The sequence below is a fragment of the Streptomyces sp. NPDC049813 genome (genome assembly GCF_044465085.1).
Classification (GTDB): domain Bacteria; phylum Actinomycetota; class Actinomycetes; order Streptomycetales; family Streptomycetaceae; genus Streptomyces.
Window position 1 is genome coordinate 96,555 of record NZ_JBITLI010000018.1, and the last position, 24,392, is coordinate 120,946.

Sequence of the window (24,392 nt, forward strand, 5' to 3'; positions counted from 1 at the left end):
ATGGTCCGCGCCGCAGTACTGCCCGCCGTCGGCTCCCCGCTGGAGATCGCCGGCATCGACCTGCCCGACCCGGGGCCGGGACAGGTCCGCATCAAGCTCGCCGCCGCCGGGGTCTGCCACTCCGACCTGTCCCTGACCAACGGGACCATGCGGGTGCCGGTCCCGGCCGTCCTCGGTCATGAGGGCGCCGGCACCGTCGTCTGCGTCGGTGAGGGCGTCACCCACGTCGCCGCCGGTGACGACGTGGTCCTCAACTGGGCCCCGTCGTGCGGCCGGTGCCACGCCTGCTCGCTCGGCGAGGTCTGGCTCTGCGCCGACGCGCTGGCCGGTGCCGCCGACGTCTACGCGCACCGCTCGGACGACGGCTCCGACCTGCACCCCGGTCTGAACGTCGCGGCGTTCGCCGAGGAGACCGTCGTCGCCGCGAACTGCGTCCTGCCCGCGCCCGCCGGGGTCCCGCTCACCGACGCGGCGCTCCTCGGCTGCGCCGTCCTCACCGGCTACGGCGCGATCCACCACTCGGCGCGGGTGCGTGCGGGGGAGACCGTCGCGGTGTTCGGGGTCGGCGGGGTCGGGCTCGCCACGCTCCAGGCCGCGCGGATCGCGGGCGCGTCGAAGATCATCGCGGTCGACGTCTCCGCGGAGAAGGAGGCCCTGGCCCGCAAGGCGGGCGCGACCGACTACGTGCTCGCCTCCGAGACCACCGCGCGTGAGATCCGCTCTCTCACCGGCAAGCAGGGGGTGGACGTGGCCGTCGAGTGTGTGGGCCGCGCGGTGACCATCCGTACGGCCTGGGAGTCCACCCGGCGGGGTGGTCGCACCACGGTCGTCGGCATCGGCGGCAAGGACCAGCAGGTCACCTTCAACGCGCTGGAGCTCTTTCACTGGGGCCGGACCCTGGCCGGGTGTGTCTACGGCAACTGTGATCCGGCCACCGATCTGCCGGTCCTCGCGGAGCATGTGCGGGCGGGGCGGATGGATCTGGGGGCGCTGGTGACCGAGCGCATCTCGCTCGACGGGATCCCTGGGGCGTTCGACGCGATGCTGGCGGGCCAGGGAGGCCGAGCCCTGGTCATCTTCTGACCCCGCCCCTGGAAAACTTCGTCCGCGGGCCGGTGGGGGCTGGTCGCGCAGTTCCCCGCGCCCCCAAAAGACCTCGTCCGCGGGCCCGGTGGGGCTTCTCGCGCAGTTCCCCGCGCCCCTGGAGCATGCGGCTTCGCCGCAGCCCCAGCGGCCGCTGAGATGGCGCACGCAGTGCGCATCTCAGGGGCGCGGGGAACTGCGCGACCAGCCCCCACCGGGCCCGCGGACGACCTACAGCCCCGAGAAGCTAGTGGTGCGGCGCGGCCACGACCTGGTCGTACTGCACCCCGAGCCCGTCGAGCAACGCGGCGAGCCCCGTCTCAAAGGCCCGCTCATCCACCACGTCCTGCTTCTCCGCGAGAAGATGCGCCTGCCCGAGGTGCGGGTAATCGGCAGGATCGTACGCCGCCTCGTCGTCGACGAATCCCCCGGCGAAGGAGCCGAGCGCCGACCCGAGCACGAAGTACCGCATGAGCGCCCCGATGGACGTGGCCTGGGCCGGCGGCCACCCCGCATCGGTCATGGCCCCGTACACCGCGTCGGCGAGCCGCAGCCCGGCCGGGCGCCGCCCCGGCCCCTGGGCGAGCACGGGCACGATGTTGGGATGCGCGCGCAGGGCGGCACGGTAGGAGACGGCCCAGTCGTGCAGCGCGGTCCGCCAGCCCCGCGGGTCGCCCGCGTCGAACATCGACAGATCGACCTGCGCGCTGACCGAGTCGGCGACCGCCTCCAGGATCTGGTCCTTGGTGCGGAAGTGGTTGTAGAGCGAGGGCCCGCTGACGCCGAGTTCGGCCGCGAGCCGCCGCGTGGAGACGGCCGCGAGCCCCTCGCTGTCGACGAGGGCGCGGGCCGCGTCGACGATGCGGTCGGTGCTCAGCAGGGGCTTGCGCGGTCGGGCCATGCGGCACATAGTAGGGCTGTCCACTGAAAACTAGCAGTGCTAATTAAAGCCCGGCTTTGACCAGCATCTGCCGCACGTGCCTGGGAGTCGTCCGTGAATCTGGAGCTGAGCGAGGAGCAGACGGCCGTCCGCCGGCTGGCCAAGGACTTCGTGGACCGCGAGATCGCCCCGCACGTGGTGGCGTGGGACCGCGCGGAGGAGGTCGACCGGGGCATCGTCAAGAAGCTCGGCGAGGTCGGCTTCCTCGGCCTGACCATCGACGAGGAGTACGGCGGCTCGGGCGGCGACCATCTCGCGTACTGCCTGGTCACCGAGGAGCTGGGCCGCGGCGACTCCTCCGTGCGCGGCATCGTCTCGGTCTCCCTCGGCCTGGTGACCAAGACGATCCAGTCCTACGGCACCGAGGAGCAGAAGCGCGCGTGGCTGCCCCGGCTCACCGCGGGCGAGGCCCTCGGCTGCTTCGGCCTCACCGAGCCCGGCACCGGCTCCGACGCGGGCAACCTGACGACGCGGGCCGTGCGCGACGGCGACACGTACGTCCTCAACGGCTCGAAGATGTTCATCACCAACGGCACCTGGGCCGACGTCGTCCTGCTCTTCGCCCGCTCCACCGACGCCCCCGGCCACAGGGGCGTCTCCGCCTTCCTGGTCCCCACCGACACCCCCGGCCTGACCCGCCGCACCATCCACGGCAAGCTCGGCCTGCGCGGCCAGGCCACGGCCGAGCTGGTCCTGGAGGACGTCCGGATCCCCGCCACCGCGCTGCTCGGACCCGAGGGCAAGGGGTTCTCGATCGCGATGTCAGCCCTCGCCAAGGGCCGGATGTCCGTCGCGGCCGGCTGCGTCGGCATCGCCCAGGCCGCCCTGGACGCCGCGGTCGGGTACGCGGGGGAGCGCGAGCAGTTCGGCAAGCCGATCGCCTCGTACCAGCTGGTGCAGGAGCTGATCAGCGACATCGCGGTCGACGTGGACGCGGCCCGGCTGCTCACCTGGCGCGTCGCCGATCTCATCGACCGCGGCGCGGACTTCGCCACGGCCGCCTCGCAGGCGAAGCTCTTCGCCTCCGAGGCCGCGGTCCGCGCCGCCAACAACGCCCTCCAGGTCTTCGGCGGCTACGGCTACATCGACGAGTACCCGGTCGGCAAGCTGCTCCGCGACGCCCGCGTCATGACCCTGTACGAGGGCACGAGCCAGATCCAGAAGCTGATCATCGGCCGCGCCCTGACCGGGGTCTCGGCCTTCTAGGCGGCGCCGCCCGCGCGACCCGCACCCGGGCGGTGAGCCCCCCCGGGTGCGGGTCTGAGTACCTACCTGAGTAGCTGAGCGGAGGTGACCGCCGTCACCGCCGGGCCATGCTGAGGCCATGAGTGACACACCGGTCAAGCAGCAGAACACCGCGGCCTTCTACGGACAGGCCGTCGCCTCCTTCGGGCTCGCGCTCACCGCCGTCTGCGTCGGGATCTACCGGCTGGACGCGAGCGGCTGGATCCGCGCGTTCCTCGCCGTCTCCGTCCTCTACCTCACGACGTCGGCCTTCACCCTCGCCAAGGTGGTCCGGGACCGTCAGGAGGCGGGCCAGATCGTGAGCCGCGTGGACCAGGCCCGGCTGGAGAAGATCCTCGCGGAGCACGACCCGTTCAGGCCCGTGGCCTGAGCCCGGCGCTCGTCCGACCGCGGCAATCATCCGACCTAAGCGCCCGCTCACCTTGGAGGGTATGGTGTGGGCGCACGTACCAGGGAGGATGTGAGCGGACCGATGACGCAGCACGAGCAGGCCGTCGACCGGCCCGGCGACCACCCCGTCGACCGATCTGACCGACCCGACCAGGCCGACGAGGTGCCGTGGGCCGAGGTCACCCCCGACGCCGCGCGGCGGCTGCTCGTCGCGGCGGTCGAGGCGTTCGCCGAGCGGGGCTACCACGCCACCACGACCCGCGACATCGCGGGCCGCGCGGGCATGAGCCCCGCCGCGCTCTACATCCACTACAAGACCAAGGAGGAGCTCCTCCTGCGGATCAGCCGCATCGGCCACGAGAAGGCGCTGCTCATCCTGCGCCGCGCGGCCGACGGCGGGGGCAGCGCCGCCGAACGGCTCACCGAGGCGGTCCGCTCCTTCGTGCGCTGGCACGCGGGGCACCACACCACCGCCCGCGTCGTCCAGTACGAACTGGACTCGCTCGGCGAGGAGCACCGCCCCGCCGTCGTGGAGCTGCGCCGCCGCAGCGACGCCGCCGTGCGCGAGATCATCACCGACGGCGTGCGGGCCGGCGAGTTCGACGTCCCGGACGTGCCCGGCACCACCCTCGCCGTGCTCTCGCTCTGCATCGACGTGGCCCGCTGGTTCAACACGGAGGGCCGCCGGACACCCGACGAGGTCGGCGCGCTCTACGCCGACCTCGTGCTGCGCATGGTGGGGGCCGCCGCCCCCCGGTAGGCGCGGTGCGGCTAGAAGTAGTACCGCGAGACCGACTCGGCGACGCAGACCGGCTTCTCGCCGCCCTCGCGCTCCACGGTGAACGCCACGGCCACCTGCACCCCGCCCGGCACGTCCTCCACGGACGTGATCGTCGCCGTCGCCCGCAGCCGCGAGCCGACCGGCACCGGGGCGGGGAAACGCACCTTGTTCGTCCCGTAGTTGACGCCCATCTTCACGCCCTCGACCGCGATCAGCTGCGGGCCGAACAGCGGCAGCAGCGACAGCGTCAGGTACCCGTGCGCGATGGTCGTGCCGAACGGACCGGCCTTGGCGCGCTCCGGGTCGACGTGGATCCACTGGTGGTCACCCGTGGCCTCGGCGAACCGGTCGATCCGCTCCTGGTCGACGCCGACCCAGTCCGTGTGGCCCAGCTGTTCGCCGACAGCGGCCTTCAGTGCGTCGGCGTCCTCGAAAACCCGCGGCTCCGCCATCTCCAGTGACCTCCCAGGTTGATGTCTAAGCGCTTGCTCAGACCTCCTTGCATGCTAACAACCGGGCCGCCCGGGTACTAGGCTCGGCCGGGTGCCACAGATCCCGGAGAAGATCCACGAGCTGACCGTCGGCCAGGTCGCGGCGCGCAGCGGCGCCGCCGTCTCGGCGCTGCACTTCTACGAGTCCAAGGGCCTGATCACCAGCCGCCGCACCCCGGGCAACCAGCGCCGCTACACCCGCGACACCCTGCGCCGGGTCGCCTTCGTACGGGCCGCGCAGCGCGTCGGGATCCCGCTGGCGACGATCCGCGACGCCCTCGCCGAACTCCCCGAGGAGCGCACCCCGAACCGCGAGGACTGGGCCCACCTCTCGCAGACCTGGCGGGCGGAGCTGGACGAGCGCATCCGGCAGCTGAGCCGGCTGCGCGACCACCTCACCGACTGCATCGGCTGCGGCTGCCTCTCCCTGGAGACCTGTGTGCTCTCCAACCCCGACGACGTCTTCGGCGAGCGCCTCACCGGCTCGCGTCTGCTGGCGGAGCGCCGGGAGCGGCCGGCGCGCTGACCTCGGCGGCCGCCGCGGGGGCCGGGCCCGGCCCGAGCGCCCGGAACGCCGCGCCGAGCACCACCGCCGCGAGCGCCCCCGCCGCCACCCCGCTGCCGAACAGCGTGCGGGCCCAGGAGGGCAGGCCCGCGTACATCTCCGGCGCCACGACCGGGAGCAGGCCGGCGACCAGGGCGAGCGCGACGACGACGCTGTCGCCGCCGTGCCGCAGGTCGGTGCGGGAGAGCATGCCGAAGCCGAGGACCGCGATCACCGCGTAGATGACCAGGCCCGCCGCGCCCACCACCGGCTCCGGGATCGCCGCGAGCAGCCGGGTCAGCGGGGTCAGGAGGCCGCACAGGACGAGCAGCACCCCGGCCGTCGCCGTCACGAACCGGCTGCGGACGCCGGTGAGCTGGACGATGCCGATGTTCTCGGCGCTGGTCACCATCAGCGACGTACCGAGGACGCCGGAGCCGAGCGAGACCAGCGCGTCGGCGCGGGCGATGCGCGGCACGTCGCGGCCCGGGTCGGGGACGCGGCCGACGGCCTCGCTGTTGAGGACCGTCTGCCCGGTGGCCTCGGCGAGGGAGGCGAGCGCGAAGACCAGCAGCGGGATCGCCGCGAGCAGGTCGATGTGCGGGGTCCCGTACGGGAAGAGGTCCGGCAGCGTGAACGTGGCGCCGTGCGCGACCTCCAGGTCGGTGCCGGTCAGGACGGCGATCAGCGTGCCGCAGACCAGGCCGAGCAGCACCGCCATCTGCCGCCACACGCCGCGCAGCACGAGGAGGAGGGCGGCGATGACGCCGAGCGTGGCGAAGCCGAGCGCCGGTCCCGAGGCGACCATGGGGGCGGTCACCTTGATCATGTTGATGCCGATCAGGACGACCGTCACGCCCATCACCAGCGGCGGGAAGAGCCGGACGAGCCGCCCGTAGAACGGCAGCACGCAGAGCAGGAACGCGGCGGAGACCAGCACCGAGCCCGACGCCGTCGCCGGACCGTACTCCCGCGCGATCTGGAGGAAGATCGCCACCGCGGCGCCGCCCGGCAGCATCAGGAACGGCAGCCGCGCGCCGACCCGCAGCACGCGCACGCCGAGGGACTGGAGCAGCGCGCCGATCCCGCACAGCACCAGCGTGGCGCTGAGCAGCGACGCGGTGCGCCCGGCCGGCAGCCGCAGCGCCGTCGCGATGAGGATGACGGACGAGACGGGCGCGGCCACGCCCGCCAGCAGGTGCTGGCAGGCGAGGGGGAGGAGCCGCCGCAGCGGCAGTCGCTCGTCGACCGGTGCCGTGCCCGCCGTGGAGTGCGCCGCGGTGGCGGTCACCGGCCGAGCCAGGGCAGCTCGGCGGCGGCGTAGCGGTAGGAGCGGAAGGCGGCGTTGGGCTCGGACGGGAACAGCCCCCGCACGTCCTCCTCCTGGTAGCCGCCGAAGTACGGGATCACGTACTCCCAGCACAGATAGCCGTCCGCGGTCACCTCGAAGAGGCGGCCCGCGGGGGAGTCGGTGACGAGCGTGTTCCCGTTCGGCAGGCGCTGGGCGCTGCCCATGAACGGCGCGAAGAACGACTCGCGGGCCGGGTCGTGGTACTCCCACACCACCTTGCCGCTCGCGCGTTCGATCTCGATGACGCGGCTGAACGGCACGTCCCAGCGCGGCCGGAAGACGCCGTTGTCGAAGACGAGGAAGTTGCCGTTGTCCAGCTCGGTCGGGCAGTGCTGCTGGGAGACGACGCCCGGCTCCGAGCGCCAGACGACGTCCCCGGTGGCGCGCTCGATGACGACCACCGCGGACACCGAGCGGAAGCTCGCGAGGATGTTGCCGTCGGCCAGCGGCAGCACGCTGTTGACCAGCGGGTAGTGCTCGCGGGCGTAGTCCGGGTGGAGCGGGAACGCGTCGCGGTCGAGCCGCTCGGCGACCTTCCACTCCCAGGTGCGGTTCCCCGCCGCGTCCACCTCGACGATCGTGTCGGCCCACACCGTCGAGCCGCCCGCCTCCGAGCCGGGGACCCCGCCGCGCACGGCCGCGGCCGCCGCGCCGGTGAGCGGTTCGAGGGCCGTGTACAGGACGCGGCCGTCGCCGTAGTGGTGCGCGTCGTGGTGCTGGAGCGGGTCGCGGTGCTCGCGCACGACCGTGCCGTCCGGGGTGATCTCCTGCATGAGGCCGCCCCGGTACTTGTGCCACATCGGGAAGAGGGCGGGCTCGCCGGGCAGGACGCCGTTGTAGGCGAGGTTCCCGCCCGCGAGGATGCGGGCGTGCCGGCCCGGCCGGTGCGGCAGGTCCCACCGGTGGACGACCTCGCCGCGCAGGTCGATCAGGTACACCTTGCCGCTGCCGGTCAGCGGCGCGAACAGCGTGTAGCCCGGGTACGCGGCGTCCTCGTCGAGCGCGATCAGGCCGGTGCCGCGGCGGCGCCGCTGGTTCTGGTCCACGCGAGCCATGGGGCTCCCCTCCCTGTGGTTAACTTTTTTAAGTGACGGTGAACGAGTTAAGCACGGGGCTAGGCTGTCCGGGAACGGGGAACACAGCGAAAGGGCGTTACAGGTTCATGAACGTGGGACCGGGCATCCGGCGCAGGCGGCGCGCCCTGGAGCTGACGCTCGCCGACGTGGCGCGGCGGGCCGGGGTCTCCGTCCCGTTCCTCAGCCAGGTCGAGAACGGCCGCTCGCGGCCCAGCATGAACTCGTTGCAGCGCATCGCGGACGCGCTCGACACCACGGCCGTCGAACTGCTCGCCGCGGCCGAGGCGCCCCGCCCGGTCGACGTGGTCCGCAGCGCGGACCGGCCCGCGACGGAAGGCGGCGCCCGCCCCCTCGTCCGCGGCCAACAGCATTTGCACGCCCTGGAGTTCACCGGCGAGCACGACTGGGGCCGGGAGTACCGGCACGCGGGCGACGAGATCCTCTACGTCGCCGACGGCTCGGCCGAGGTGGAGGCGGACGGCGCGCGCTACGTCCTGGAACGCGGCGACACCCTGTACTGCGCGGCGCAACTGCCCCACCGATGGCGCCCGTTGGAACCGGGGACCCGGGTCCTGCTGGTCGGGGTCGCTGCGCCGTAGGCCGGGGGCCGGGGCGGCGACGCGGTAGGCCCGGGACGGGGGTGGCGACGCCGGAGGCCCGGGACTGGGGTGGCGACGCCGGAGGTCAGGGGCGGGCCGGTGCGGCGTCCGCTACAGTGCGACCGCCGCCGCGACCAACTCCGCGTTGCTCCGCGCCCGTTCCCCGTCCGGCAGGACCAGCGTGTCCTCCAGGCCGATGCGGGTGGCGAGGCCGAGCCGGACGGCGAGGCGCAGCACCGGCCAGGCGCCCGCCTCCTCCCCGTGCAGCAGCACCGGCCTCCCGTGTGCGGAGCCGATGGCGGCGAGCAGGGCGCGGGCCGTCCCCTCGGCCGACGCGGGCCCGGGGTCGGTGACCTCCGCGAGCACCCGCAGCACCCGCGGCGCGAGCGGCGACGCCGCGAACCGCTCGGCCCCGTCCGTGCCCGACCAGAGGCCCGCCTCCACCCCCACACCCCGCGCGAGCAGCGCCGCGGCCACCTCCTCCGCGCCGGGTTCGTGCCAGTTCACCGAGGCGTGGTCCGGCAGGACCGTCCACGCCTCGATCCGCGCCACCCGCGCGGCGGGGTCCGGCTCGGCCCACGCGCCGGTCGTCACCCCGACCGGCACGGCGGCCCGGGCCCGGACGGCGTCGAGCGTCGCCGCGACCGCACGGGGCGACAACGTGTCCTGCCCGCACGGGGTCTTGGGGTGCACGTGCACCTCCGCCGCGCCGGCCGCGACCGCCTCCGCGGCGGCCTCCGCCAGCGCGCCGGGCGACAGCGGGACCACCGCGCCGTCAGCGGCGCCACGCGCACCGTTCAGGCATGCCTGTACAAGGACCATGCACCCGATGATCCCAGTAGACGCATTCTTACCTATCACTCCCTCATGTGATGCACTGAGGTGCATCGGGGCATGTTGAGGTACGTTGAGGGAGTGCAGCGACAGTACTACTCCCTCGACGAGGTCGCCGATCTGCTCGGCCTCCACGTCCGCACCGTCCGCGGCTATGTGCGCGACGGCCGGCTGAAGGCCGCCCAGGTCGGCCGCCGGTACCGCGTCACCCCCGCCGACCTGGACGCCTTCACCGGCGCCCCGGCCGCGCCTCGCCCGCCCACCGGGCCGCACGCGGAGGCCTCCGTCATCGTCCAGGTCGACGGCGTCACTCCGGAGGCGGCGATGCGGCTGGGCAACACGGTCGTCGCGGTGGCCCACAGCGGCAGCGGCGGCGACCGCGGCTCCGGCCGGCTGCGGGTGGAGAGCGTCTACGACGAGGAGCGCGCCGTGCTCAAGGTCGTCGTGCTGGGCCCCCTCGCCGAGGCCGCCGAGCTGCTGAGGATCGTCGACACCCTGGTGGAGGACGCGTGAGCACCGAACCAACCGATGTAATAAGGGAGTTGGCAGGGGTGCAGGTGTACGTCTGCTCCCCGGACGGGCCGCCCCTGGCCAGTGAACGTGCGGCGGTCGACCTGATCGGCGAGGCCGGATACCGGGGCGCGGCCTGGGTCGCCGTCCCCGCGCAGCGGTGCGGCGCGGACTTCTTCCGGCTGCGGACGCGCGTCGCGGGAGAGGTCGTACAGAAGTTCGTCAACTACCGTATGGGGCTCGCGATCCTCGGCGACAATCGAGGCGTGGACCGCCTCGGGCACGGCCCTGGCCGACTTCGTCCGCGAGAGCAACCGCGGCCGGCAGCTGTGGTTCTTGCGCGACGCCGCCGCGCTGGAGGCCCGCCTCGTAGAGTCGGACCGTGACACCACACGACGCGCCTGACCCCCAGCTGCCCCTGCTCACCGTCGCCCGGGCCGACCGCCTGCGCGGCCTGGTCGCCGACCGGTCGGCCGACGGCACGGGGGCGCGGCCCACGGCGGCCGGTCACACGGCGGCCGAAGACACGGCGGCCGAGGACGCGGCGGCCGAAGACACGGCGGCCGGTGACCCGGCGGAAGCCGGCGACCGCCACCCCCTGGCGGCCCTCGCGCAGCGCTGCCACACCGCCCCCGAGGACACCTGGCCGGACCTGGTCGAGGAGTTCTTCGCGGGCCGGGCCGCCGCGCCCGCCGGCGGTGAGAGCGCCGGGCGACTGCTCGCCGGGGCCTGCCTGCGCCTGATCGCGCCGGGTTCCGAAGCGGCCGCCGGGCTCGCCCACCCCCGCCGGGTGGCCGGGGGCCTGGACCTGGCGCTCGCCCTCGACGGACCGGACTCCGGGCGCCTGCTCACGGACGAGGAGGTGGCCCGGGCCGGCGCCGACGCGCTGTGGGCGGCGGGCGCCCGCGGCCTGGTGCGCCAGCCGCTGCGGCACGAAGAGGTACGGCTCGACGGGCACGCCGTGCTGTACTCCGTGTACGGCGACTCCCCGTTCGTCTCCTCCAAGGCGCTCGTCCTGCCGGAGCTGGCCGCCGAGGTCACCGGGCGGCGCCTGCCCGACGCGGGCGCGCTCGTCGCCGTCCCCACCCGGCACCTCCTCGCCTTCCACCCGGTCGTCGACGGCAGCGCCGCCGGGGCCCTCGACGATCTCGCCACGTACGCCCGCAGGGCGTACGAGGAAGGGCCCGCGCCCCTCTCGCCGCGCGTCTACTGGTGGCACGACGGGCGGCTGACCTCGCTCACCGAGGTCGACCAGGGCGGCCGCCCCCGCCCGCCGCGGCCGCCCGCCGCACTCGCCGACGTCCTGCGGGCGCTGCACGGGCTCGACCGGGCCGGACGCCTCGCCTCGGACGCCGGCGCCGCACCCGGCATCGAGGAACTCACCGCCCTGACCGCCGACCGCGTCGACGGACTCGCGGCCGACCAGGCCGGTCTCGCCGACGCCTTCCGGCACGCGCTCGCCCTCGCCCACGCGCACGCGGCGGCCGACCCGCGCGCCGCCCGCACGGAGAGCTGGCAGGCCTGGGTCGCCGCTCAGCGGCTCGGCGCCGCCCTGTTCACGGCGACCGAGGCGGTCCGGCGCCCGCTCGGCGGGCGCGAGGTGACCGTTCCGGCCACCGGTCCGCAGGTGTGCGGGGACGCCCGCGCCTGGCTGGACGTCTTCTACCTCACGCTGGTGACCCGCGACCGGGACCGCACGACGCGACTGTGCGAGGTGCCGCTCGACGACCTGCGCGGCACGGACCCGGTCGACGACTACGTCCTGCACTGGATCGACGTCCTCCAGAGCCACTGGCTGGGCCGCCCCGTCGCCGACGTCGTGGAGAAGTTGGTCACCACGCTGGAGAGCGTGCACCCCGAAGCGGCGACGCTCGCGCCCAAGCCGTTCCTGAACGGCGTCGACTACCCGCCCGTCGCGCTCTTCCACCGGTTGCTCACCGAGGACGAGGACGCCTTCGCCGCCGCGCTCACCGAAGCTCTCGCGCAGCACGGACGGTACTGGGGCGACACGGCGGCGCCCCGCGCCCGGGTCGCCCTCGGCCCGCTCGCCCTGGCCTGCCTCGCCCACGACATGCGGTTCCCGGTGGACGCCGACGCTCCGTACCTGCCGGCGGCCCTGCTCCGCCGCGCGCACCTGGAAGAACCGTCCGGCCAGGGGTGAATCCGGGGGCGCGCCGACCCCGGCCCGCACCCCCGTCGCGCTCTGCGCCGCCCTACGCCGACACCAGCATCCGCGCCCGCCGGGCCTCCCGCACGGCCCCGGCGGTGAGCACGGGGCGCGGCACCACGATGCCGCAGTGCGCGCAGACGGGCCCGGACGAGGGTTCGTGCGCCAGGTCGTGCTTCCAGACGAGCGCAGTGCCGGTGCAGACGGGGCAGCTGCGGCCCGGTTCGCGCTCCAGCGCCGCTATCAGCCGGCGCAGCACATCGGCCAGCGACTCGGTGGGGTGCACGGACGGGTCGTCGCACCAGGCGACACCGAAGCCGCCCCAGGTCAGGCGGTGCCAGTCGTCGACACTGCCCGGGCGGCGCAGCCCGTCGTGCTTCTCCTTGCGCCGACGCTGCGCGAAGGCGACCTCGTACGCGAGCCAGACGGCCCGCGCCTCCTCCAGCTCCTCCAGGGCCGCCACCAGGCGCGCCGGGTCGGGGGAGCGGTCCTCGGGGCCGAACCCGGCCCGGGAGCACAGATGGTCCCAGGTGGCCCGGTGGCCGTAGGGAGCGAATCTCTCCAGGCACTTGCGCAGTGAGTACCGCCGCAGTGCCAGGTCGCTCAGTGGATCGCGTACCTGTCTTGCCAGACTCCGGAATCCAGCCATCGCCCTGCACCTCCGTCACACGTACGTCGGCGTCGCCGCGGCCATGGAGCGACGTCGCCGAGTAGACGTATCGACACGCGATTCGGATCCCTCTTCCGGGCGGTCGGTCTCCTTCGATCTCCGATGGAGGCCATCACCGGCACCTTCCGAGGCTGAGGAGTCGACGAGTGATCCCTGTGGTGATTCCGAAAACGTGACGCATGTTCATCTTCTGTCGTGGGCTAACCGCCGGTAACCTCCGGCACACCATCGTCGGGAGGACCAGGCATGCGACGACGCATCCCACGAACCACCCTGCACAGAAAGGGCAGCAGCCCTTTGCGGAGACTTACGGCCGCCGCGGCGCTCGTGCTCACCGCGGGACTGCTCTCCCCTCTCTCGACGGCCACGGCCGCCGACGAACCCGCACCCGTCAGCGACTACTGCAAAGGGCAGTGCGCGGACATCCTGCCGCCCGGGGCGAACGGCAGCGCCACGCTGGCCGAGATCCTCGGCAACAAGCTGTTCGGTACCCAGCCCGCTCACGCCGACGATCAACTCGGCCCTTACGACGCCCTGTCCTCCGGCTACCCCTCACTCACGGATGACACGCTCACCAACTTCTTCAACGACTCCTCCTTCGGTGTCGCGGCCGATCAGGTGGGCTCCGTCACACGTCCCCGCGAGGACGTGACCATCACCCGTGACAAGAAGAACGGCGTACCCCACATCAAAGGTTCCACGCGGTACGGAACCGAGTTCGGGGCCGGCTACGCCGCAGGTCAGGACCGGCTCTGGCTGATCGACCTGTTCCGGCACATCGGACGCGGCGAACTGACCTCGTTCGCCGGTGGCGCCCTCGCCAACCAGGGACTTGAACAGGAGTTCTGGCCGCAGGCCCCGTACACCGAGGACGATCTGCAACAGCAGATCGACTACATCAAGAGCTCCGGCGGCGAGCGCGGCAAACAGGCCATGGACGACGCGCAGGCCTACATCGACGGCCTGAACGCCTACCGCACCAAGTCCAAGAACGGCCGCTACTTCCCGGGCGAGTACGTCCTCACCGGCAAGATCGACGCGATCACCAACATCGGCGAGATACAGCCGTTCAAGGTCACCGACATGATCGCGCTGGCCTCCGTGGTCGGCGGGCTCTTCGGCAACGGCGGCGGGGGAGAGGTCGACGCGGCCCTCTCGCTGCTGAAGTCGCAGGAGAAGTACGGCGTCGAGAAGGGCACCCAGGTCTGGGAGTCCTTCCGCGGCCGCAACGACCCCGAGGCCGTCACCACCATCCACGACGGCACGAGCTTCCCCTACGGCCAGAAACCGGCGAACGCGCGCGGCCAGGCCCTCCCGGACAAGGGGTCCGTCGCCAGGGAACCGCTCGTCTACGACCGCACCGGTTCGGCGGCGAGCGCCGCGAAGTCCGGCTCCGTGGCGAAGGCCCCGGTCAAGGCCCCGGCCAGGCTCAAGCCGCTCCAGGGCATGTACGACGACGGCGTGCTGCCCGCCGACATGTTCTCCGGCGCGGCCACCAAGAAGGGCATGTCCAACGCCCTCGTCGTCTCCGGCAAGCACACCGCCTCCGGCCACCCGGTCGCCGTGTTCGGCCCGCAGACCGGCTACTTCGCGCCACAGCTGCTGATGATGCAGGAGCTGCAAGGGCCCGGGATCAGCGCGCGCGGCGTCTCCTTCGCCGGCGTCGGCATGTACATCCAGCTCGGCCGCGGCCAGGACTACTCCTGGTCGGCGACCTCCGCCGGGCAGGACATCACCGACACCTACGCGGTACCGCTGTGCGAACCGGGCGGCGGCACCCCGACCAAGGACTCCACCTCCTACGTCTACCGGGGCACCTGCACCCCGATGGAGAAGCTGGAGAAGAAGAACTCCTGGAAGCCGACGGTCGCCGACTCGACGGCCGCGGGCTCCTACCGGATGCAGGTCTACCGCACCCAGTACGGCATCGTCACCCACCGCGCGACCGTCGACGGCAAACCCGTCGCCTACACCTCGCTGCGCTCGACGTACCGCCACGAGGCCGACTCGATCATCGGCTTCCAGATGCTGAACGACCCGTCGTACGTCACCGACGCCGCGACCTTCGCCAAGGCGGCCCAGCACATCAGCTACGCCTTCAACTGGTTCTACGCCGACTCGCGCGACATCGCGTACTACAACAGCGGCGCCAACCCCGTGCGGGCGAAGGACGTCGACATGTCGCTGCCGGTCAAGGGCGAACAGGCCTACGAGTGGAAGGACTTCGACCCGAAGGACAACACCTCGGCCCAGACACCGCCGGCCGAGCACCCCCAGTCCGTCAACCAGGACTACTACATCTCCTGGAACAACAAACAGGCCAAGGACTTCACCGCCGCCAACTTCAGCCTCGGCGCAGTGCAGCGGGCGAACCTGCTCGACGACCGGGTGAAGAAGCTGACCGCCGAGGGCGGCGTCACGCGGGCCTCGCTCACCCAGGCCATGGCGCAGGCCGCCGTGACCGACCTGCGCGGCGAACAGGTGCTGCCGGAGCTCCTCAAGGTGATCCGCAGCAAACCGGTCGACGACCCGAAGCTGTCCACGGCGGTCCAGCAGCTGGAGGCCTGGCGCACCGCGGGAGCGCAGCGCAACCAGACGGCCGCGGGCTCCAAGACCTACGCCCACCCCGACGCCGTGCGGATCATGGACGCGTGGTGGCCGCTGCTGGTGCGGGCCGAGTTCGAACCGGGGCTCGGCGGCGACCTCTACCAGGCGCTGACCGGCCAGCTCAGCGTCGACGAGGCCCCCTCGGCCGGCCACGGCCCGACCGGTGCGCACGCCGGATCGGCCTTCCAGTACGGCTGGTGGGGCTATGTCGACAAGGATCTGCGGTCGGTGCTCGGGCAGCCGGTGAAGGGCCCGCTCGGGGCCACGTACTGCGGCGGCGGGTCCCTCTCCGCCTGCCGGGACGCGCTCCTGACGACCCTGGCGACGGCGGCGGCCACCCCGGCCACCACGGTCTACCCCGGCGACGACGCCTGCAAGGCCGGTGACCAGTGGTGCGCCGACAGCATCATCCACCGGGCGCTGGGCGGGATCACCCACCGCGGCATCCAGTGGCAGAACCGTCCCACGTACCAGCAGGTCGTGGAGTTCCCGGCCCACCGGTAGGGGCACGGGCCACCGCACGGTGACCCGAGGACGCGGCCGCCCGGTCCGGGCGGCCGCGTCCGTGCGCTCAGCCGCCCACCCGCCCCGCCGCCAGCACCACCCGCGCCAGCTCCTCGTGGAGGATGTCGCTGTGGGCGCCCGCGGGCGGCGCCCCGCGGCGCACGACCCGCGCCGCGTCGACGCTCACGCAGCCCCGGTCCGGCAGCCCCGACCGCAGCGCGTCCGCGAGCGTGAGGCGGACCGCGCCGGGCACGTCCTGGACGCCGTCGAACCCCATCGCGCCCCAGCGGGCCCCGAGGGCCCCGGCTTCAAGGGCGCCCCGGTCGTCCCCGGCGAGCCGGGACGCCAGCGGATACAGCGTGCCGAGCGCGGAGTCGAAGTGCGAATGGCACGACACCAGCGGGCCCGCGATGCGCTCCTGCCGCCCCTTCAACACGCCGCGGTCAGCGAACGCGTAGTGCGAGAAGGCGCCCTGGAGCAGCGTCACCGACGCCACGTTGGCGGCCCCGGCCGGCAGTCCGGCCAGCGCGAACGAGACCAGCCGCGCCCCGAAGCTGTGCCCCACCAGATGGACCCGCACCTGCGGGGCGTCGTGCGCGAGCCGGCCGAGGAAGGGGCCGAGCCCGTCCCTGCCGACCTTCCCGGCCCGCCGCTTCATGGCGTAGTACGTGGCCTGGCGCAGCAGTTCGTGCGCTCCCCGCCAGGCCCGCCCGAGGCCGCCGGGCAGCCGCAGCCCCGCGCCGCCCGTCTCCTCCAGGGCGGCCGCGAACCGCAGGCAGACGGCGTGCGGATGCTCCTGGAGCATCGCGGGAGCGGTGTGCGGCGAGTCCTCCTCGGTGTCCGCCCCGGCTTCGGCGGGGTGGACACCGGCAAGCTGCCGCACCAGGCCGCCGAACTGGTCGAACGCGTCCGCCCCGGACGGCTGTTCGTCCAGGAGCCGGGCCAGCCGGCCGACGACCGCCTCGCCGCCCGGGAAGACCGTGCCGAGCGCCTGCCGGGTCCCCGCGCCGAGCGCGCCGGGCATCGCCTGCGCGCCCCCGCCCACGAGCCCGGGGTCAAAGTCGGGGATCTCCTCGTCGGTGAAGCGCATCGAGGGCCACAGCACCCCCGCGTAGCCGAGCCCGGCCCCGGGCGCGAGTGCGGGGAACGGCGCGAAAAAGGCGTCGTAGAGGCGGGTCGCGAGGGCGCGGTCGTTGTTCCAGCCGTGGGTGAGGACGACGAGGTCCCGCACGCCCCGCTCGCGCACCCCGCGCAGCAGCAGGTCGCGCCGGCCCGGGTCCGGGTCCCCGTCCGCGTCGAAGGTCAGTTCCCAGTAGGGACGTACGTGTACTTCCGGTGCGGCCATGGCCACCCCCGTGGCAGTCGTCCGTGCGGTGTGCCGCATCGTCCTGCCGGAGCCGGGGGTTGGCCAGACGTGACGTCAGGAACCGTGTCCCTCAGGCGAGTTCGCGTTCACGGGTCTCCGGCAGCGCGAGGACGCACAGCAGGGAGACGACCGCCATCGCGCTCACGTACCAGCCGACCGACGAGGAGCCGAACGCGCTCTGCAACCGCGTCGCCACCAGCGGCGCCACCGCGCCGCCGAGCACCCCGCCGAGGTTGTAGGCGAAGGAGGCGCCCGAGTAGCGCACCCGGACCCCGAACAGCTCGGGCAGGTAGGCGCCCATCGGGCCGTACACCACGCCCATGCAGAACAGCGCGCCGCCGAGCGCGAGCGCGATCAGCGCGGGCTGCTCGGTGTCCAGCAGCGGGAACAGGACCAGGCCCCAGACGGCCGCGAGGCAGGAGCCCGCGAGCACCGTCCTGCGCCGCCCGCGCGCGTCGGAGCGGGTCGCCGCGAGCCAGGTGCCCGCGGCCAGGAACAGGCAGGCCACGAGCGACACCGCGAGCATGGTGCCGCGCGGCACGCCGAGCGTGGTGGTGCCGTAGGCGAGGCAGTAGGTGGTGGCCGTGTAGAAGAGGCCGTACGCGACGACCATGCCGCCCGCGCCGAGCAGGATCTCCTTGGGGTGGCGCCTGAACACGTCGAGGGCCGGGGCCTTGCTGGCCTCCTGGTCCCGCATGACCTTCGCGAAGACCGGGGTCTCGCTGATCTTGAGCCGGACGAACAGGCCGACCGCGACCAGCACGAAGGAGAGCAGGAACGGCACGCGCTAGCCCCACGAGCGGAACGCGGCGTCCGAGAGCGTCTCGGAGAGCAGCCAGAAGATGCCGGTCGCCGCGAAGAACCCGACGGACGGGCCGAGTTGCGGGAAGGCCGCGAACAGGCCGCGCCTGCCGCGCGGCGCGTGCTCCACGGCGAGCAGCGCCGCCCCGCCCCACTCGCCGCCGAGGCCGACGCCCTGGAGGAAGCGGAGGAGGACGAGGAGGACCGGCGCCCACACGCCCCACGTGCCGTACCCGGGCAGCAGCCCGACGCAGGCCGTCGACAGGCCCATCAGGAGCAGCGACGCCACCAGGACCGACTTGCGGCCGATCCGGTCGCCGAAGTGACCGAAGACCAGCGAGCCGATCGGGCGTGCGGCGAACGCGACGGCGTACGTAGAGAAGGAGGCGAGCGTGGCGTTGAGGGAAGAGAGGTTCGGGAAGAACGCGTCGTTCAGGACGAGCGCGGCGGCCGTTCCGTAGACGTAGAAGTCGTAGAACTCGATGGCCGTCCCGATGAAACTCGCCACCGCGACGCGGCGGGGGCGGGAGCGGTGTCTTCCCTGGTGGGGTCGGAGTTGAGCACGTCCTGCACTGTCGCGGTAGCTGCATATAGCAGTCAATGCTTGGGACGCGCTGTCTCGGTCACTGAGACCGACACGCTCACTTGTAGGTGAGGTAGCGGGCGCGGACCCGGCGGAACGCCCGCAGCTCCTCCTGCCACGCCCCCACCACCTCGTCCGTCGTCGCCCCGGCGTCGATCATCGTGCGCACCTGGGTCGAACCGGTCAGCTTGTCGATCCAGTTGTCCGGCCGCCAGGCGAATCCGCTCCAGGCCTGCTTCGCGGTGACGAGCAGCGCGATGCCGGTGCGGACCGGGTCGAACGCCTGCCGGTCGTCGACGTGGATCTGCACGCCGCCGATGGTCTTGCCCTGGAACTTGGAGAAGGTCGGCGCGAAGTACGCCTCCCGGAAGTGCACGCCGGGCAGGCCGAGTTCACCGGCCTTCGCGGCCCAGCCCCCGTCGATGCCGTCCGCCCCGAGCAGCTCGAAGGGGCGGGTGGTGCCGCGCCCCTCGGAGAGGTTGGTGCCTTCGAACAGACACGTGCCCGAGTAGACCAGCGCGGTGTCGGCCGTCGGCATGTTCGGGCTCGGCGGCACCCACGGCAGCCCCGAGGCGTCGTAGAAGTCGCTCCGCTTCCAGCCCGTCATCGCGACCGTGGCCAGCTCGACCGGGCGCGTCAGGTACTCGGCGTTGAAGAGACGGGCCAGCTCCGTGACCGTCATCCCGTGCGCCTGGGAGATCTCCCGGCGGCCGACGAACGTGGCGAACTCCTTGTGCAGGACCGGCCCGTACGCGCCGCGGCCGGTCACCGGGTTCGGGCGGTCCAGGACGACGAACCGCTTGCCCGCGAGCTGCGCCGCCTCCATGCAGTCGTAGAGCGTCCAGATGTACGTGTAGAAGCGGGCGCCCACGTCCTGGATGTCGAAGACGACCGTGTCGACACCGGACGCCGTGAAGACGTCGGCGAGCGCCTGCCCGCTCTTCAGGTAGGTGTCGTAGACGGGCAGCCCGGTCGCCGGGTCGTCGTAGCGGCCTTCCGAGCCGCCCGCCTGCGCGGTGCCGCGGAAGCCGTGCTCGGGACCGAAGACCGCGACCAGGTCCACCCGCTCGTCCGGGTGCATCACGTCGACGATGTGCCGGACGTCGCGGGTGACGCCGGTCGGGTTGGTGACGATGCCGACCTTGTCCCCGTCGAGCAGCCGGTAGCCGTCCGCCCGGAGCCGCTCGAAACCGGTCCGCAGGCGGTGCCCGCCGCCCGCGGGAGCGGCGCTCGCGACCCCGGCGGCGGCCAGTGGACCGCCGGCGGCGCCCACCGCCCCCGCGCTCGCGGCGAGCAGGACCCGTCTCGACACGTTCATGCAAAAACCTCCGTGTACAGCGGAACTGGCATGGCCATGCACGCTAGCGCCCGGACCGGCGGCGGGGAACGCACCGCACGCGATCACCACGGGAAACCCCTTCCGCGCCGACATACCGACTGGTTAGTCTGCTGTGGAAACGGAGCCGGGAGCCACGTCGCGAGGCGCGGTCCGCGCCGTGCCGAGGTCGTGCCGAAGTCGTGTCGAAGGAGACCGATGGTGGAGAGTCTGCAAGGGCAGGGAGTCGTCGTCACCGGCGCGGGCGGCGGCATCGGCGCCGCCCTCGCCCGCCGGTTCGCGGCCGCCGGGGCCCGCGTCGTCGTCAACGACCTGGACGCGGCCAGGGCCGCGGCGGTCGCCGACGAGATCGGCGCGACGGCCGTCCCCGGCGACGCCTCCGCGATCGTCGACGACGCCCGCGCCGCCCTCGGCGGCACCGTCGACGTCTACTGCGCCAACGCGGGACTCGCCTCCGGCGGCACCGAGGCCGCAGCCGAGGAGATCTGGGCCGCGGCCTGGGACGTGAACGTCATGGCGCACGTCCGCGCCGCCCACGCCCTGCTCCCCGGCTGGCTGGAGCGCGGCAGCGGCCGGTTCGTCTCCACCGTCTCGGCGGCCGGACTGCTCACCATGGTGGGCGCGGCGCCCTACAGCGTGACCAAGCACGGCGCGTACGCCTTCGCCGAGTGGCTCTCCCTCACCTACCGCCACCGCGGGATCAAGGTCCACGCGATCTGTCCGCAGGGCGTGCGTACCGACATGCTCACCGCCGCCGGATCGGCCGGCGAGCTGGTCCTCGCCCCGACCGCCATCGAGCCGCAGGACGTCGCCGACGCCCTCTTCGCGGGCATCGAGGAGGACCGCTTCCTGATCCTGCCGCACCCGGAGGTCGCCGAGTACTACGCGGCCCGTGCCGCCGTCCCCGAGCGGTGGCTGACCGGCATGAACCACATCCAGCAGAAGTGGGAGGCCGCCAAGTGACGGACTCGATCTACGCGGCCCGCCCCTGGCTCGGCGTCCTCAGCGAGGCCCAGAAGGCCCCCGTCACCCCCGCCGCCACCGTGGCCCACGCCTTCGCCGCCGCCGTGCGCCGCGCCCCCGACCGCACCGCCCTCGCCTACTTCGACGGCCGCCTGACCTACGCCGAGGTCGACGCCCTCTCCGACTCGGTGGCCGGCCACCTCGCCGCCCGGGGCCTGGAGCGCGGCGACCGCGTCGCGATCATGCTGCAGAACACCCCGCACTTCGTCCTCGCGCTGCTCGGCGCGTTCAAGGCCGGCGCGGTCGTGGTCCCCGTCAACCCCATGTACAAGTCGGGCGAGGTCGGCCACGTCCTGCACGACGCTGAGGTGACCGCGCTGGTCTGCACCGACCGCGCCTGGGACGCCTACCTGCGCGAGACCGCCGCGGGCTCGCCCGTGCGCATCGCGCTGACCGCCTGCGAACTCGACTTCCAGGCCCGCGACGACAAGCGGGTCCTGACCTTCGAGCGGGTCACCCCCGCGGCCGGCGACGCCGACGACCTGGTGGCCGTGGCCCGGGCCGGTCACCCGGCGCCCGCCGACCGCGCACTCGCCCCCGGCGACACCGCGCTGATCAGCTACACGTCCGGCACCAGCGGCACCCCCAAGGGCGCCACGAACCTGCACCGCAACATCATGTACAACGCCGAGCGCCAGCGCACCGGCCTCGGGCTGCCGGAAGGCGCCACCTACTTCGCCCTCGCGCCGCTGTTCCACATCACCGGCATGGTCTGCGAACTCGTCGCGAGCGTCGTCAACACCGGCACCCTCGCGCTCGCCTACCGCTTCGAACCCGGTGTCGTCCTCGACGCGTTCGCCGAGCACGCGCCCGCCTACACGGTCGGCCCGTCCACCGCGTTCATGGCGCTCGGCGCCCAGCCGCAGGCGACCCGCGCGCACTTCGCCTCCTTCGTCTCGATCTCCTCGGGCGGCGCGCCGGTGCCCCCCGCGCTGGTGGAGAAGTTCCGCGCCGCCTTCGGCCCCTACATCCACAACGGCTACGGCCTCACCGAGTGCACCGCGCCCTGCGCCTCCGTGCCCCCGGGCGTCGAGGCCCCCGTCGACCCGGTCTCCGGCACCCTCGCCGTCGGCGTCCCCGGCCCGGACTCGGTCGTGCGCATCCTCGACGACCTCGGCCACGAGGTGCCCTTCGGCGAACCGGGCGAGATCGCCGTCCGCGGCCCCCAGGTCGTGCCCGGCTACTGGCGCCGCCCCGACGCCACCGCCGAGGCCTTCCCCGACGGCGAACTGCGCACCGGCGACATCGGCTTCATGGACGAGCGCGGCTGGCTCTACGTCGTCGACCGCAAGAAGGACATGATCAACGCGTCCGGCTTCAAGGTCTGGCCCCGCGAGGTCGAGGACGTCCTCTACACGCACCCCGCCGTGCGCGAGGCGGCCGTCGTCGGCATCCCCGACGCCTACCGCGGCGAGAGCGTCAAGGCCTACGTCAGCCTGCGCCCGGGCACGGACGCCACGTCCGAGGAGCTCTCCGGCTACTGCAAGGAGCGGCTCGCGGCGTACAAGTACCCGCGGGAGGTCGAGGTCCTGCGCGAGCTGCCGAAGACGGCAAGTGGGAAGATCCTCCGGCGGGAACTGCGTTCCCCCACGGCATGACAGGCGAAGTACCGGAAAGGCAGGTGGCGGCAGTGCCCAGGACGACGGACGGCGACGGCACGCCCGTTCCGCAACGGCTCCTCGCGGCCGCCACCCGGCTGTTCGCCGAGCGCGGCTACGACCGCACCTCGGTGCAGGAGATCGTGGAGGCGGCGGGCGTCACCAAGGGCGCCCTCTACCACTACTTCGGCTCCAAGGACGACCTGCTGCACGAGGTGTACGCGCGCGTGCTCCGCCTCCAGCAGGAGCGGCTCGACGCGTTCGCCGACGGCGACGACCCCGTCGAGCAGCGGCTGCGCGCGGCGGCTGCCGACGTCGTCGTCACGACGATCGACAATCTGGACGACGCGTCGATCTTCTTCCGCTCCATGCACCACCTCAGCCCCGAGAAGAACAAGCAGGTACGGGCCGAGCGGCGGCGCTACCACGAGCGGTTCCGGGCGCTGATCGAGGAGGGCCAGAAGACCGGCGTCTTCGCCGCCGGCACCTCGGCCGACCTGGTGGTCGACTACCACTTCGGCTCGATCCACCATCTCTCCACCTGGTACCGCCCCGACGGCCCCCTCACCCCGCAGCAGCTCGCCGACCAGCTGGCGGACCTGCTGCTGCGGGCGCTGCGGCCGTAAGCCCGGGCGGTGGTGCCCGGCAGGACACCACCGCCCGGGCCCGGACTCACAGGTACTGCTTCAGCTCCCGCCGCGCCAGCGAACGCTGGTGCACCTCGTCCGGGCCGTCCGCCAGGCGCAGCGTCCGGGCACCCGCCCACAGCTCCGCCAGCGGGTAGTCCTGGGAGACGCCGCCCGCGCCGTGCAGCTGGACCGCCTTGTCGATGATGTCGACGACCGTCCGCGGTGTGGCGATCTTGATGGCCTGGATCTCGGTGTGCGCCCCGCGGTTGCCGACCGTGTCCATCAGCCACGCCGTCTTGAGCACCAGCAGGCGCAGCTGCTCCACCGCCACCCGCGCGTCCGCGATCCACTCCTGCACCACGCCCTGCTGGGCGAGCGGCTTGCCGAAGGCGGTACGGGAGACGGCCCGGCGGCACATCAGCTCGATGGCCCGCTCCGCCATGCCGATCAGCCGCATGCAGTGGTGGATGCGGCCGGGGCCCAGCCGCGCCTGCGCGATGCCGAAACCGCCGCCCTCCTCACCGATCAGGTTGCTGACGGGCACGCGCGCGTGGTCGAAGACGACCTCGGCGTGGCCGCCGTGCCAGTGGTCCTCGAAGCCGTACACCGTCATGGCCCGGCGCACCTCGACGCCCGGGGTGGAGCGCGGTACGAGGACCATCGACTGCTGGCGGCGGATGTCGGCGCCGTCCGGGTCCGTCTTGCCCATCACGATGAAGATCTCGCAGTCCGGGTTCATGGCACCCGAGATGTAGAACTTGCGGCCCGTGATGACGTACTCGTCGCCGTCGCGCTCGATGTGCGTCGTGATGTTCGTGGCGTCCGAGGAGGCGACCTCCGGCTCCGTCATCGCGAACGCCGAGCGGATCTCCCCGGCGAGCAGCGGCTCCAGCCACCGTTCGCGCTGCGCCTCGCTGCCGAACTGGGCGAGCACCTCCATGTTCCCGGTGTCGGGCGCGGCGCAGTTCAGCGCGGTGGGCGCCAGCTGCGGGCTGCGGCCGGTGATCTCGGCCAGCGGCGCGTACTGGAGGTTGGTCAGGCCGGCGCCGTGCTCGGCGTCGGGCAGGAACAAGTTCCACAGGCCCTGCTTGCGGGCCTCGGCCTTCAGCTCCTCGACCACGGCCGGCGTCCGCCACGGCGAGTCGAGCGCGGCCCGCTGCTCGGCGGCGACCGCCTCGGCCGGGTGCACGTGCGTGTCCATGAAGGCGAGCAGCCGCTCCCGCAGCTCCTGGGTGCGTGCGTCGAATGCGAAGTCCATGGGTGG

Annotated in this window: 22 protein-coding genes and 2 pseudogenes; 14 read left to right on the forward strand and 10 right to left on the reverse strand. The window is 73.1% G+C overall.

Features of this window, described 5'->3' with window-relative positions:
* Window positions 1-1,083 (forward strand): Zn-dependent alcohol dehydrogenase, encoded by a 1,083-nt coding sequence (locus ACIBW6_RS29975; RefSeq protein ID WP_399065050.1) that lies wholly within the window; start codon window positions 1-3, stop codon window positions 1,081-1,083.
* 247 nt (window positions 1,084-1,330) lie between these two features.
* On the opposite strand, the gene ACIBW6_RS29980 is transcribed toward ACIBW6_RS29975, so the two are convergent.
* Window positions 1,331-1,984 (reverse strand): TetR/AcrR family transcriptional regulator, encoded by a 654-nt coding sequence (locus ACIBW6_RS29980; RefSeq protein ID WP_399065051.1) that lies wholly within the window; start codon window positions 1,982-1,984, stop codon window positions 1,331-1,333.
* 93 nt (window positions 1,985-2,077) lie between these two features.
* Here ACIBW6_RS29980 and ACIBW6_RS29985 point away from each other — a divergent pair, with 93 nt between their 5' ends.
* From ACIBW6_RS29985 to ACIBW6_RS29995, 3 genes are all read left to right on the forward strand, one after another.
* Window positions 2,078-3,229 carry an acyl-CoA dehydrogenase family protein gene (locus ACIBW6_RS29985; protein WP_399065053.1) on the forward strand — a complete coding sequence of 384 codons (1,152 nt, stop codon included), beginning with the start codon at window positions 2,078-2,080 and terminating at the stop codon, window positions 3,227-3,229.
* Between the two features lie 118 nt (window positions 3,230-3,347).
* Window positions 3,348-3,638, forward strand: coding sequence for a YiaA/YiaB family inner membrane protein (locus ACIBW6_RS29990; RefSeq protein WP_399065055.1), 291 nt, complete (start codon window positions 3,348-3,350; stop codon window positions 3,636-3,638).
* 102 nt (window positions 3,639-3,740) lie between these two features.
* Window positions 3,741-4,418, forward strand: a complete 678-nt coding sequence (locus tag ACIBW6_RS29995) for a TetR/AcrR family transcriptional regulator (protein ID WP_399065057.1) — start codon at window positions 3,741-3,743, stop codon at window positions 4,416-4,418.
* 11 nt (window positions 4,419-4,429) lie between these two features.
* Here the strand turns inward: ACIBW6_RS29995 and ACIBW6_RS30000 are convergent, their stop codons facing one another.
* A complete protein-coding gene (locus tag ACIBW6_RS30000) occupies window positions 4,430-4,891 on the reverse strand; it encodes a MaoC family dehydratase (protein WP_399065060.1) in 462 nt (153 codons plus the stop codon).
* A 91-nt stretch (window positions 4,892-4,982) separates the two neighbouring features.
* On the opposite strand from ACIBW6_RS30000, the gene soxR reads away from it, so the two are divergent.
* Window positions 4,983-5,456: a redox-sensitive transcriptional activator SoxR gene (gene soxR, locus ACIBW6_RS30005; protein ID WP_399065062.1), complete on the forward strand. Its 474-nt coding sequence runs from the start codon at window positions 4,983-4,985 to the stop codon at window positions 5,454-5,456.
* On the opposite strand, the gene ACIBW6_RS30010 is transcribed toward soxR, so the two are convergent.
* Together ACIBW6_RS30010 and ACIBW6_RS30015 are read right to left on the reverse strand one after the other, a co-directional pair.
* Window positions 5,407-6,765 carry a uracil-xanthine permease family protein gene (locus ACIBW6_RS30010; protein ID WP_399065064.1) on the reverse strand — a complete coding sequence of 453 codons (1,359 nt, stop codon included), beginning with the start codon at window positions 6,763-6,765 and terminating at the stop codon, window positions 5,407-5,409. The genes soxR and ACIBW6_RS30010 overlap by 50 nt on opposite strands.
* The gene (locus ACIBW6_RS30015) at window positions 6,762-7,880 is read right to left on the reverse strand and encodes an aryl-sulfate sulfotransferase (RefSeq protein ID WP_399065066.1); all 1,119 of its coding nucleotides are present in this window, start codon (window positions 7,878-7,880) and stop codon (window positions 6,762-6,764) included. The genes ACIBW6_RS30010 and ACIBW6_RS30015 overlap by 4 nt, the downstream gene beginning before the upstream one ends.
* Before the next feature lie 107 nt (window positions 7,881-7,987).
* On the opposite strand from ACIBW6_RS30015, the gene ACIBW6_RS30020 reads away from it, so the two are divergent.
* Window positions 7,988-8,500 (forward strand): helix-turn-helix domain-containing protein, encoded by a 513-nt coding sequence (locus ACIBW6_RS30020; protein WP_399065069.1) that lies wholly within the window; start codon window positions 7,988-7,990, stop codon window positions 8,498-8,500.
* A gap of 111 nt (window positions 8,501-8,611) precedes the next feature.
* Here the strand turns inward: ACIBW6_RS30020 and ACIBW6_RS30025 are convergent, their stop codons facing one another.
* The gene (locus tag ACIBW6_RS30025; RefSeq protein ID WP_399065071.1) at window positions 8,612-9,322 is read right to left on the reverse strand and encodes a 3-keto-5-aminohexanoate cleavage protein; all 711 of its coding nucleotides are present in this window, start codon (window positions 9,320-9,322) and stop codon (window positions 8,612-8,614) included.
* 93 nt (window positions 9,323-9,415) lie between these two features.
* On the opposite strand from ACIBW6_RS30025, the gene ACIBW6_RS30030 reads away from it, so the two are divergent.
* From ACIBW6_RS30030 to ACIBW6_RS30045, 4 genes and pseudogenes are all read left to right on the forward strand, one after another.
* Entirely contained in the window at window positions 9,416-9,847 is a 432-nt protein-coding gene (locus ACIBW6_RS30030; protein ID WP_399065072.1) for a helix-turn-helix domain-containing protein, read from the forward strand.
* Between the two features lie 44 nt (window positions 9,848-9,891).
* Window positions 9,892-10,041: pseudogene (locus ACIBW6_RS30035) on the forward strand (DUF4180 domain-containing protein); the annotation flags it as partial.
* A gap of 91 nt (window positions 10,042-10,132) precedes the next feature.
* Window positions 10,133-10,249 carry a DUF4180 domain-containing protein gene (locus ACIBW6_RS30040; protein ID WP_399065187.1) on the forward strand — a complete coding sequence of 39 codons (117 nt, stop codon included), beginning with the start codon at window positions 10,133-10,135 and terminating at the stop codon, window positions 10,247-10,249.
* Window positions 10,227-12,005 (forward strand): immunity 49 family protein, encoded by a 1,779-nt coding sequence (locus tag ACIBW6_RS30045; RefSeq protein ID WP_399065074.1) that lies wholly within the window; start codon window positions 10,227-10,229, stop codon window positions 12,003-12,005. The genes ACIBW6_RS30040 and ACIBW6_RS30045 overlap by 23 nt, the downstream gene beginning before the upstream one ends.
* 52 nt (window positions 12,006-12,057) lie before the next feature.
* Here ACIBW6_RS30045 and ACIBW6_RS30050 read toward each other — a convergent pair whose 3' ends face one another.
* Window positions 12,058-12,660, reverse strand: coding sequence for a hypothetical protein (locus ACIBW6_RS30050; RefSeq protein WP_399065076.1), 603 nt, complete (start codon window positions 12,658-12,660; stop codon window positions 12,058-12,060).
* A gap of 267 nt (window positions 12,661-12,927) precedes the next feature.
* On the opposite strand from ACIBW6_RS30050, the gene ACIBW6_RS30055 reads away from it, so the two are divergent.
* Window positions 12,928-15,792 carry a penicillin acylase family protein gene (locus ACIBW6_RS30055; RefSeq protein WP_399065079.1) on the forward strand — a complete coding sequence of 955 codons (2,865 nt, stop codon included), beginning with the start codon at window positions 12,928-12,930 and terminating at the stop codon, window positions 15,790-15,792.
* Between the two features lie 67 nt (window positions 15,793-15,859).
* On the opposite strand, the gene ACIBW6_RS30060 is transcribed toward ACIBW6_RS30055, so the two are convergent.
* The 3 genes and pseudogenes from ACIBW6_RS30060 to ACIBW6_RS30070 all read right to left on the reverse strand — a co-directional run bounded on the left by ACIBW6_RS30060 (window position 15,860) and on the right by ACIBW6_RS30070 (window position 19,860).
* On the reverse strand, window positions 15,860-17,137 hold the full coding sequence (locus tag ACIBW6_RS30060; RefSeq protein WP_399065081.1) for a serine-threonine protein kinase: 1,278 nt from the start codon (window positions 17,135-17,137) through the stop codon (window positions 15,860-15,862).
* A 91-nt stretch (window positions 17,138-17,228) separates the two neighbouring features.
* A pseudogene (locus ACIBW6_RS30065) lies at window positions 17,229-18,467 on the reverse strand (MFS transporter).
* A 133-nt stretch (window positions 18,468-18,600) separates the two neighbouring features.
* Entirely contained in the window at window positions 18,601-19,860 is a 1,260-nt protein-coding gene (locus tag ACIBW6_RS30070) for an exo-beta-N-acetylmuramidase NamZ domain-containing protein (RefSeq protein WP_399065083.1), read from the reverse strand.
* 216 nt (window positions 19,861-20,076) lie between these two features.
* On the opposite strand from ACIBW6_RS30070, the gene ACIBW6_RS30075 reads away from it, so the two are divergent.
* From ACIBW6_RS30075 to ACIBW6_RS30085, 3 genes are read left to right on the forward strand one after another with little or no spacing between them, the layout of a single operon-like run.
* Window positions 20,077-20,841, forward strand: coding sequence for an SDR family oxidoreductase (locus tag ACIBW6_RS30075; protein WP_399065085.1), 765 nt, complete (start codon window positions 20,077-20,079; stop codon window positions 20,839-20,841).
* Window positions 20,838-22,499 (forward strand): class I adenylate-forming enzyme family protein, encoded by a 1,662-nt coding sequence (locus tag ACIBW6_RS30080; RefSeq protein ID WP_399065087.1) that lies wholly within the window; start codon window positions 20,838-20,840, stop codon window positions 22,497-22,499. Before ACIBW6_RS30075 ends, ACIBW6_RS30080 begins: the two co-directional genes overlap by 4 nt.
* A gap of 32 nt (window positions 22,500-22,531) precedes the next feature.
* Window positions 22,532-23,125, forward strand: coding sequence for a TetR/AcrR family transcriptional regulator (locus ACIBW6_RS30085; RefSeq protein ID WP_399065089.1), 594 nt, complete (start codon window positions 22,532-22,534; stop codon window positions 23,123-23,125).
* A gap of 46 nt (window positions 23,126-23,171) precedes the next feature.
* On the opposite strand, the gene ACIBW6_RS30090 is transcribed toward ACIBW6_RS30085, so the two are convergent.
* The gene (locus ACIBW6_RS30090) at window positions 23,172-24,386 is read right to left on the reverse strand and encodes an acyl-CoA dehydrogenase family protein (RefSeq protein ID WP_399065091.1); all 1,215 of its coding nucleotides are present in this window, start codon (window positions 24,384-24,386) and stop codon (window positions 23,172-23,174) included.
* Window positions 24,387-24,392: the final 6 nt, after the last annotated feature.

Excerpts from the sequence above, each read along its gene's own strand:
- ACIBW6_RS30060 (WP_399065081.1), bottom strand. The coding sequence starts at position 17,137 with ATGGCCGCACCGGAAGTACACGTACGTCCCTACTGGGAACTGACCTTC.
- ACIBW6_RS29980 (WP_399065051.1), bottom strand. The coding sequence starts at position 1,984 with ATGGCCCGACCGCGCAAGCCCCTGCTGAGCACCGACCGCATCGTCGAC.
- ACIBW6_RS30050 (WP_399065076.1), bottom strand. The coding sequence starts at position 12,660 with ATGGCTGGATTCCGGAGTCTGGCAAGACAGGTACGCGATCCACTGAGC.
- ACIBW6_RS30070 (WP_399065083.1), bottom strand. The coding sequence starts at position 19,860 with ATGAACGTGTCGAGACGGGTCCTGCTCGCCGCGAGCGCGGGGGCGGTG.
- ACIBW6_RS30015 (WP_399065066.1), bottom strand. The coding sequence starts at position 7,880 with ATGGCTCGCGTGGACCAGAACCAGCGGCGCCGCCGCGGCACCGGCCTG.
- ACIBW6_RS30055 (WP_399065079.1), top strand. The coding sequence starts at position 12,928 with ATGCGACGACGCATCCCACGAACCACCCTGCACAGAAAGGGCAGCAGC.
- ACIBW6_RS30075 (WP_399065085.1), top strand. The coding sequence starts at position 20,077 with ATGGTGGAGAGTCTGCAAGGGCAGGGAGTCGTCGTCACCGGCGCGGGC.
- ACIBW6_RS30090 (WP_399065091.1), bottom strand. The coding sequence starts at position 24,386 with ATGGACTTCGCATTCGACGCACGCACCCAGGAGCTGCGGGAGCGGCTG.
- ACIBW6_RS30025 (WP_399065071.1), bottom strand. The coding sequence starts at position 9,322 with ATGGTCCTTGTACAGGCATGCCTGAACGGTGCGCGTGGCGCCGCTGAC.
- ACIBW6_RS30000 (WP_399065060.1), bottom strand. The coding sequence starts at position 4,891 with ATGGCGGAGCCGCGGGTTTTCGAGGACGCCGACGCACTGAAGGCCGCT.
- ACIBW6_RS29975 (WP_399065050.1), top strand. The coding sequence starts at position 1 with ATGGTCCGCGCCGCAGTACTGCCCGCCGTCGGCTCCCCGCTGGAGATC.
- ACIBW6_RS29995 (WP_399065057.1), top strand. The coding sequence starts at position 3,741 with ATGACGCAGCACGAGCAGGCCGTCGACCGGCCCGGCGACCACCCCGTC.
- ACIBW6_RS30020 (WP_399065069.1), top strand. The coding sequence starts at position 7,988 with ATGAACGTGGGACCGGGCATCCGGCGCAGGCGGCGCGCCCTGGAGCTG.
- ACIBW6_RS29990 (WP_399065055.1), top strand. The coding sequence starts at position 3,348 with ATGAGTGACACACCGGTCAAGCAGCAGAACACCGCGGCCTTCTACGGA.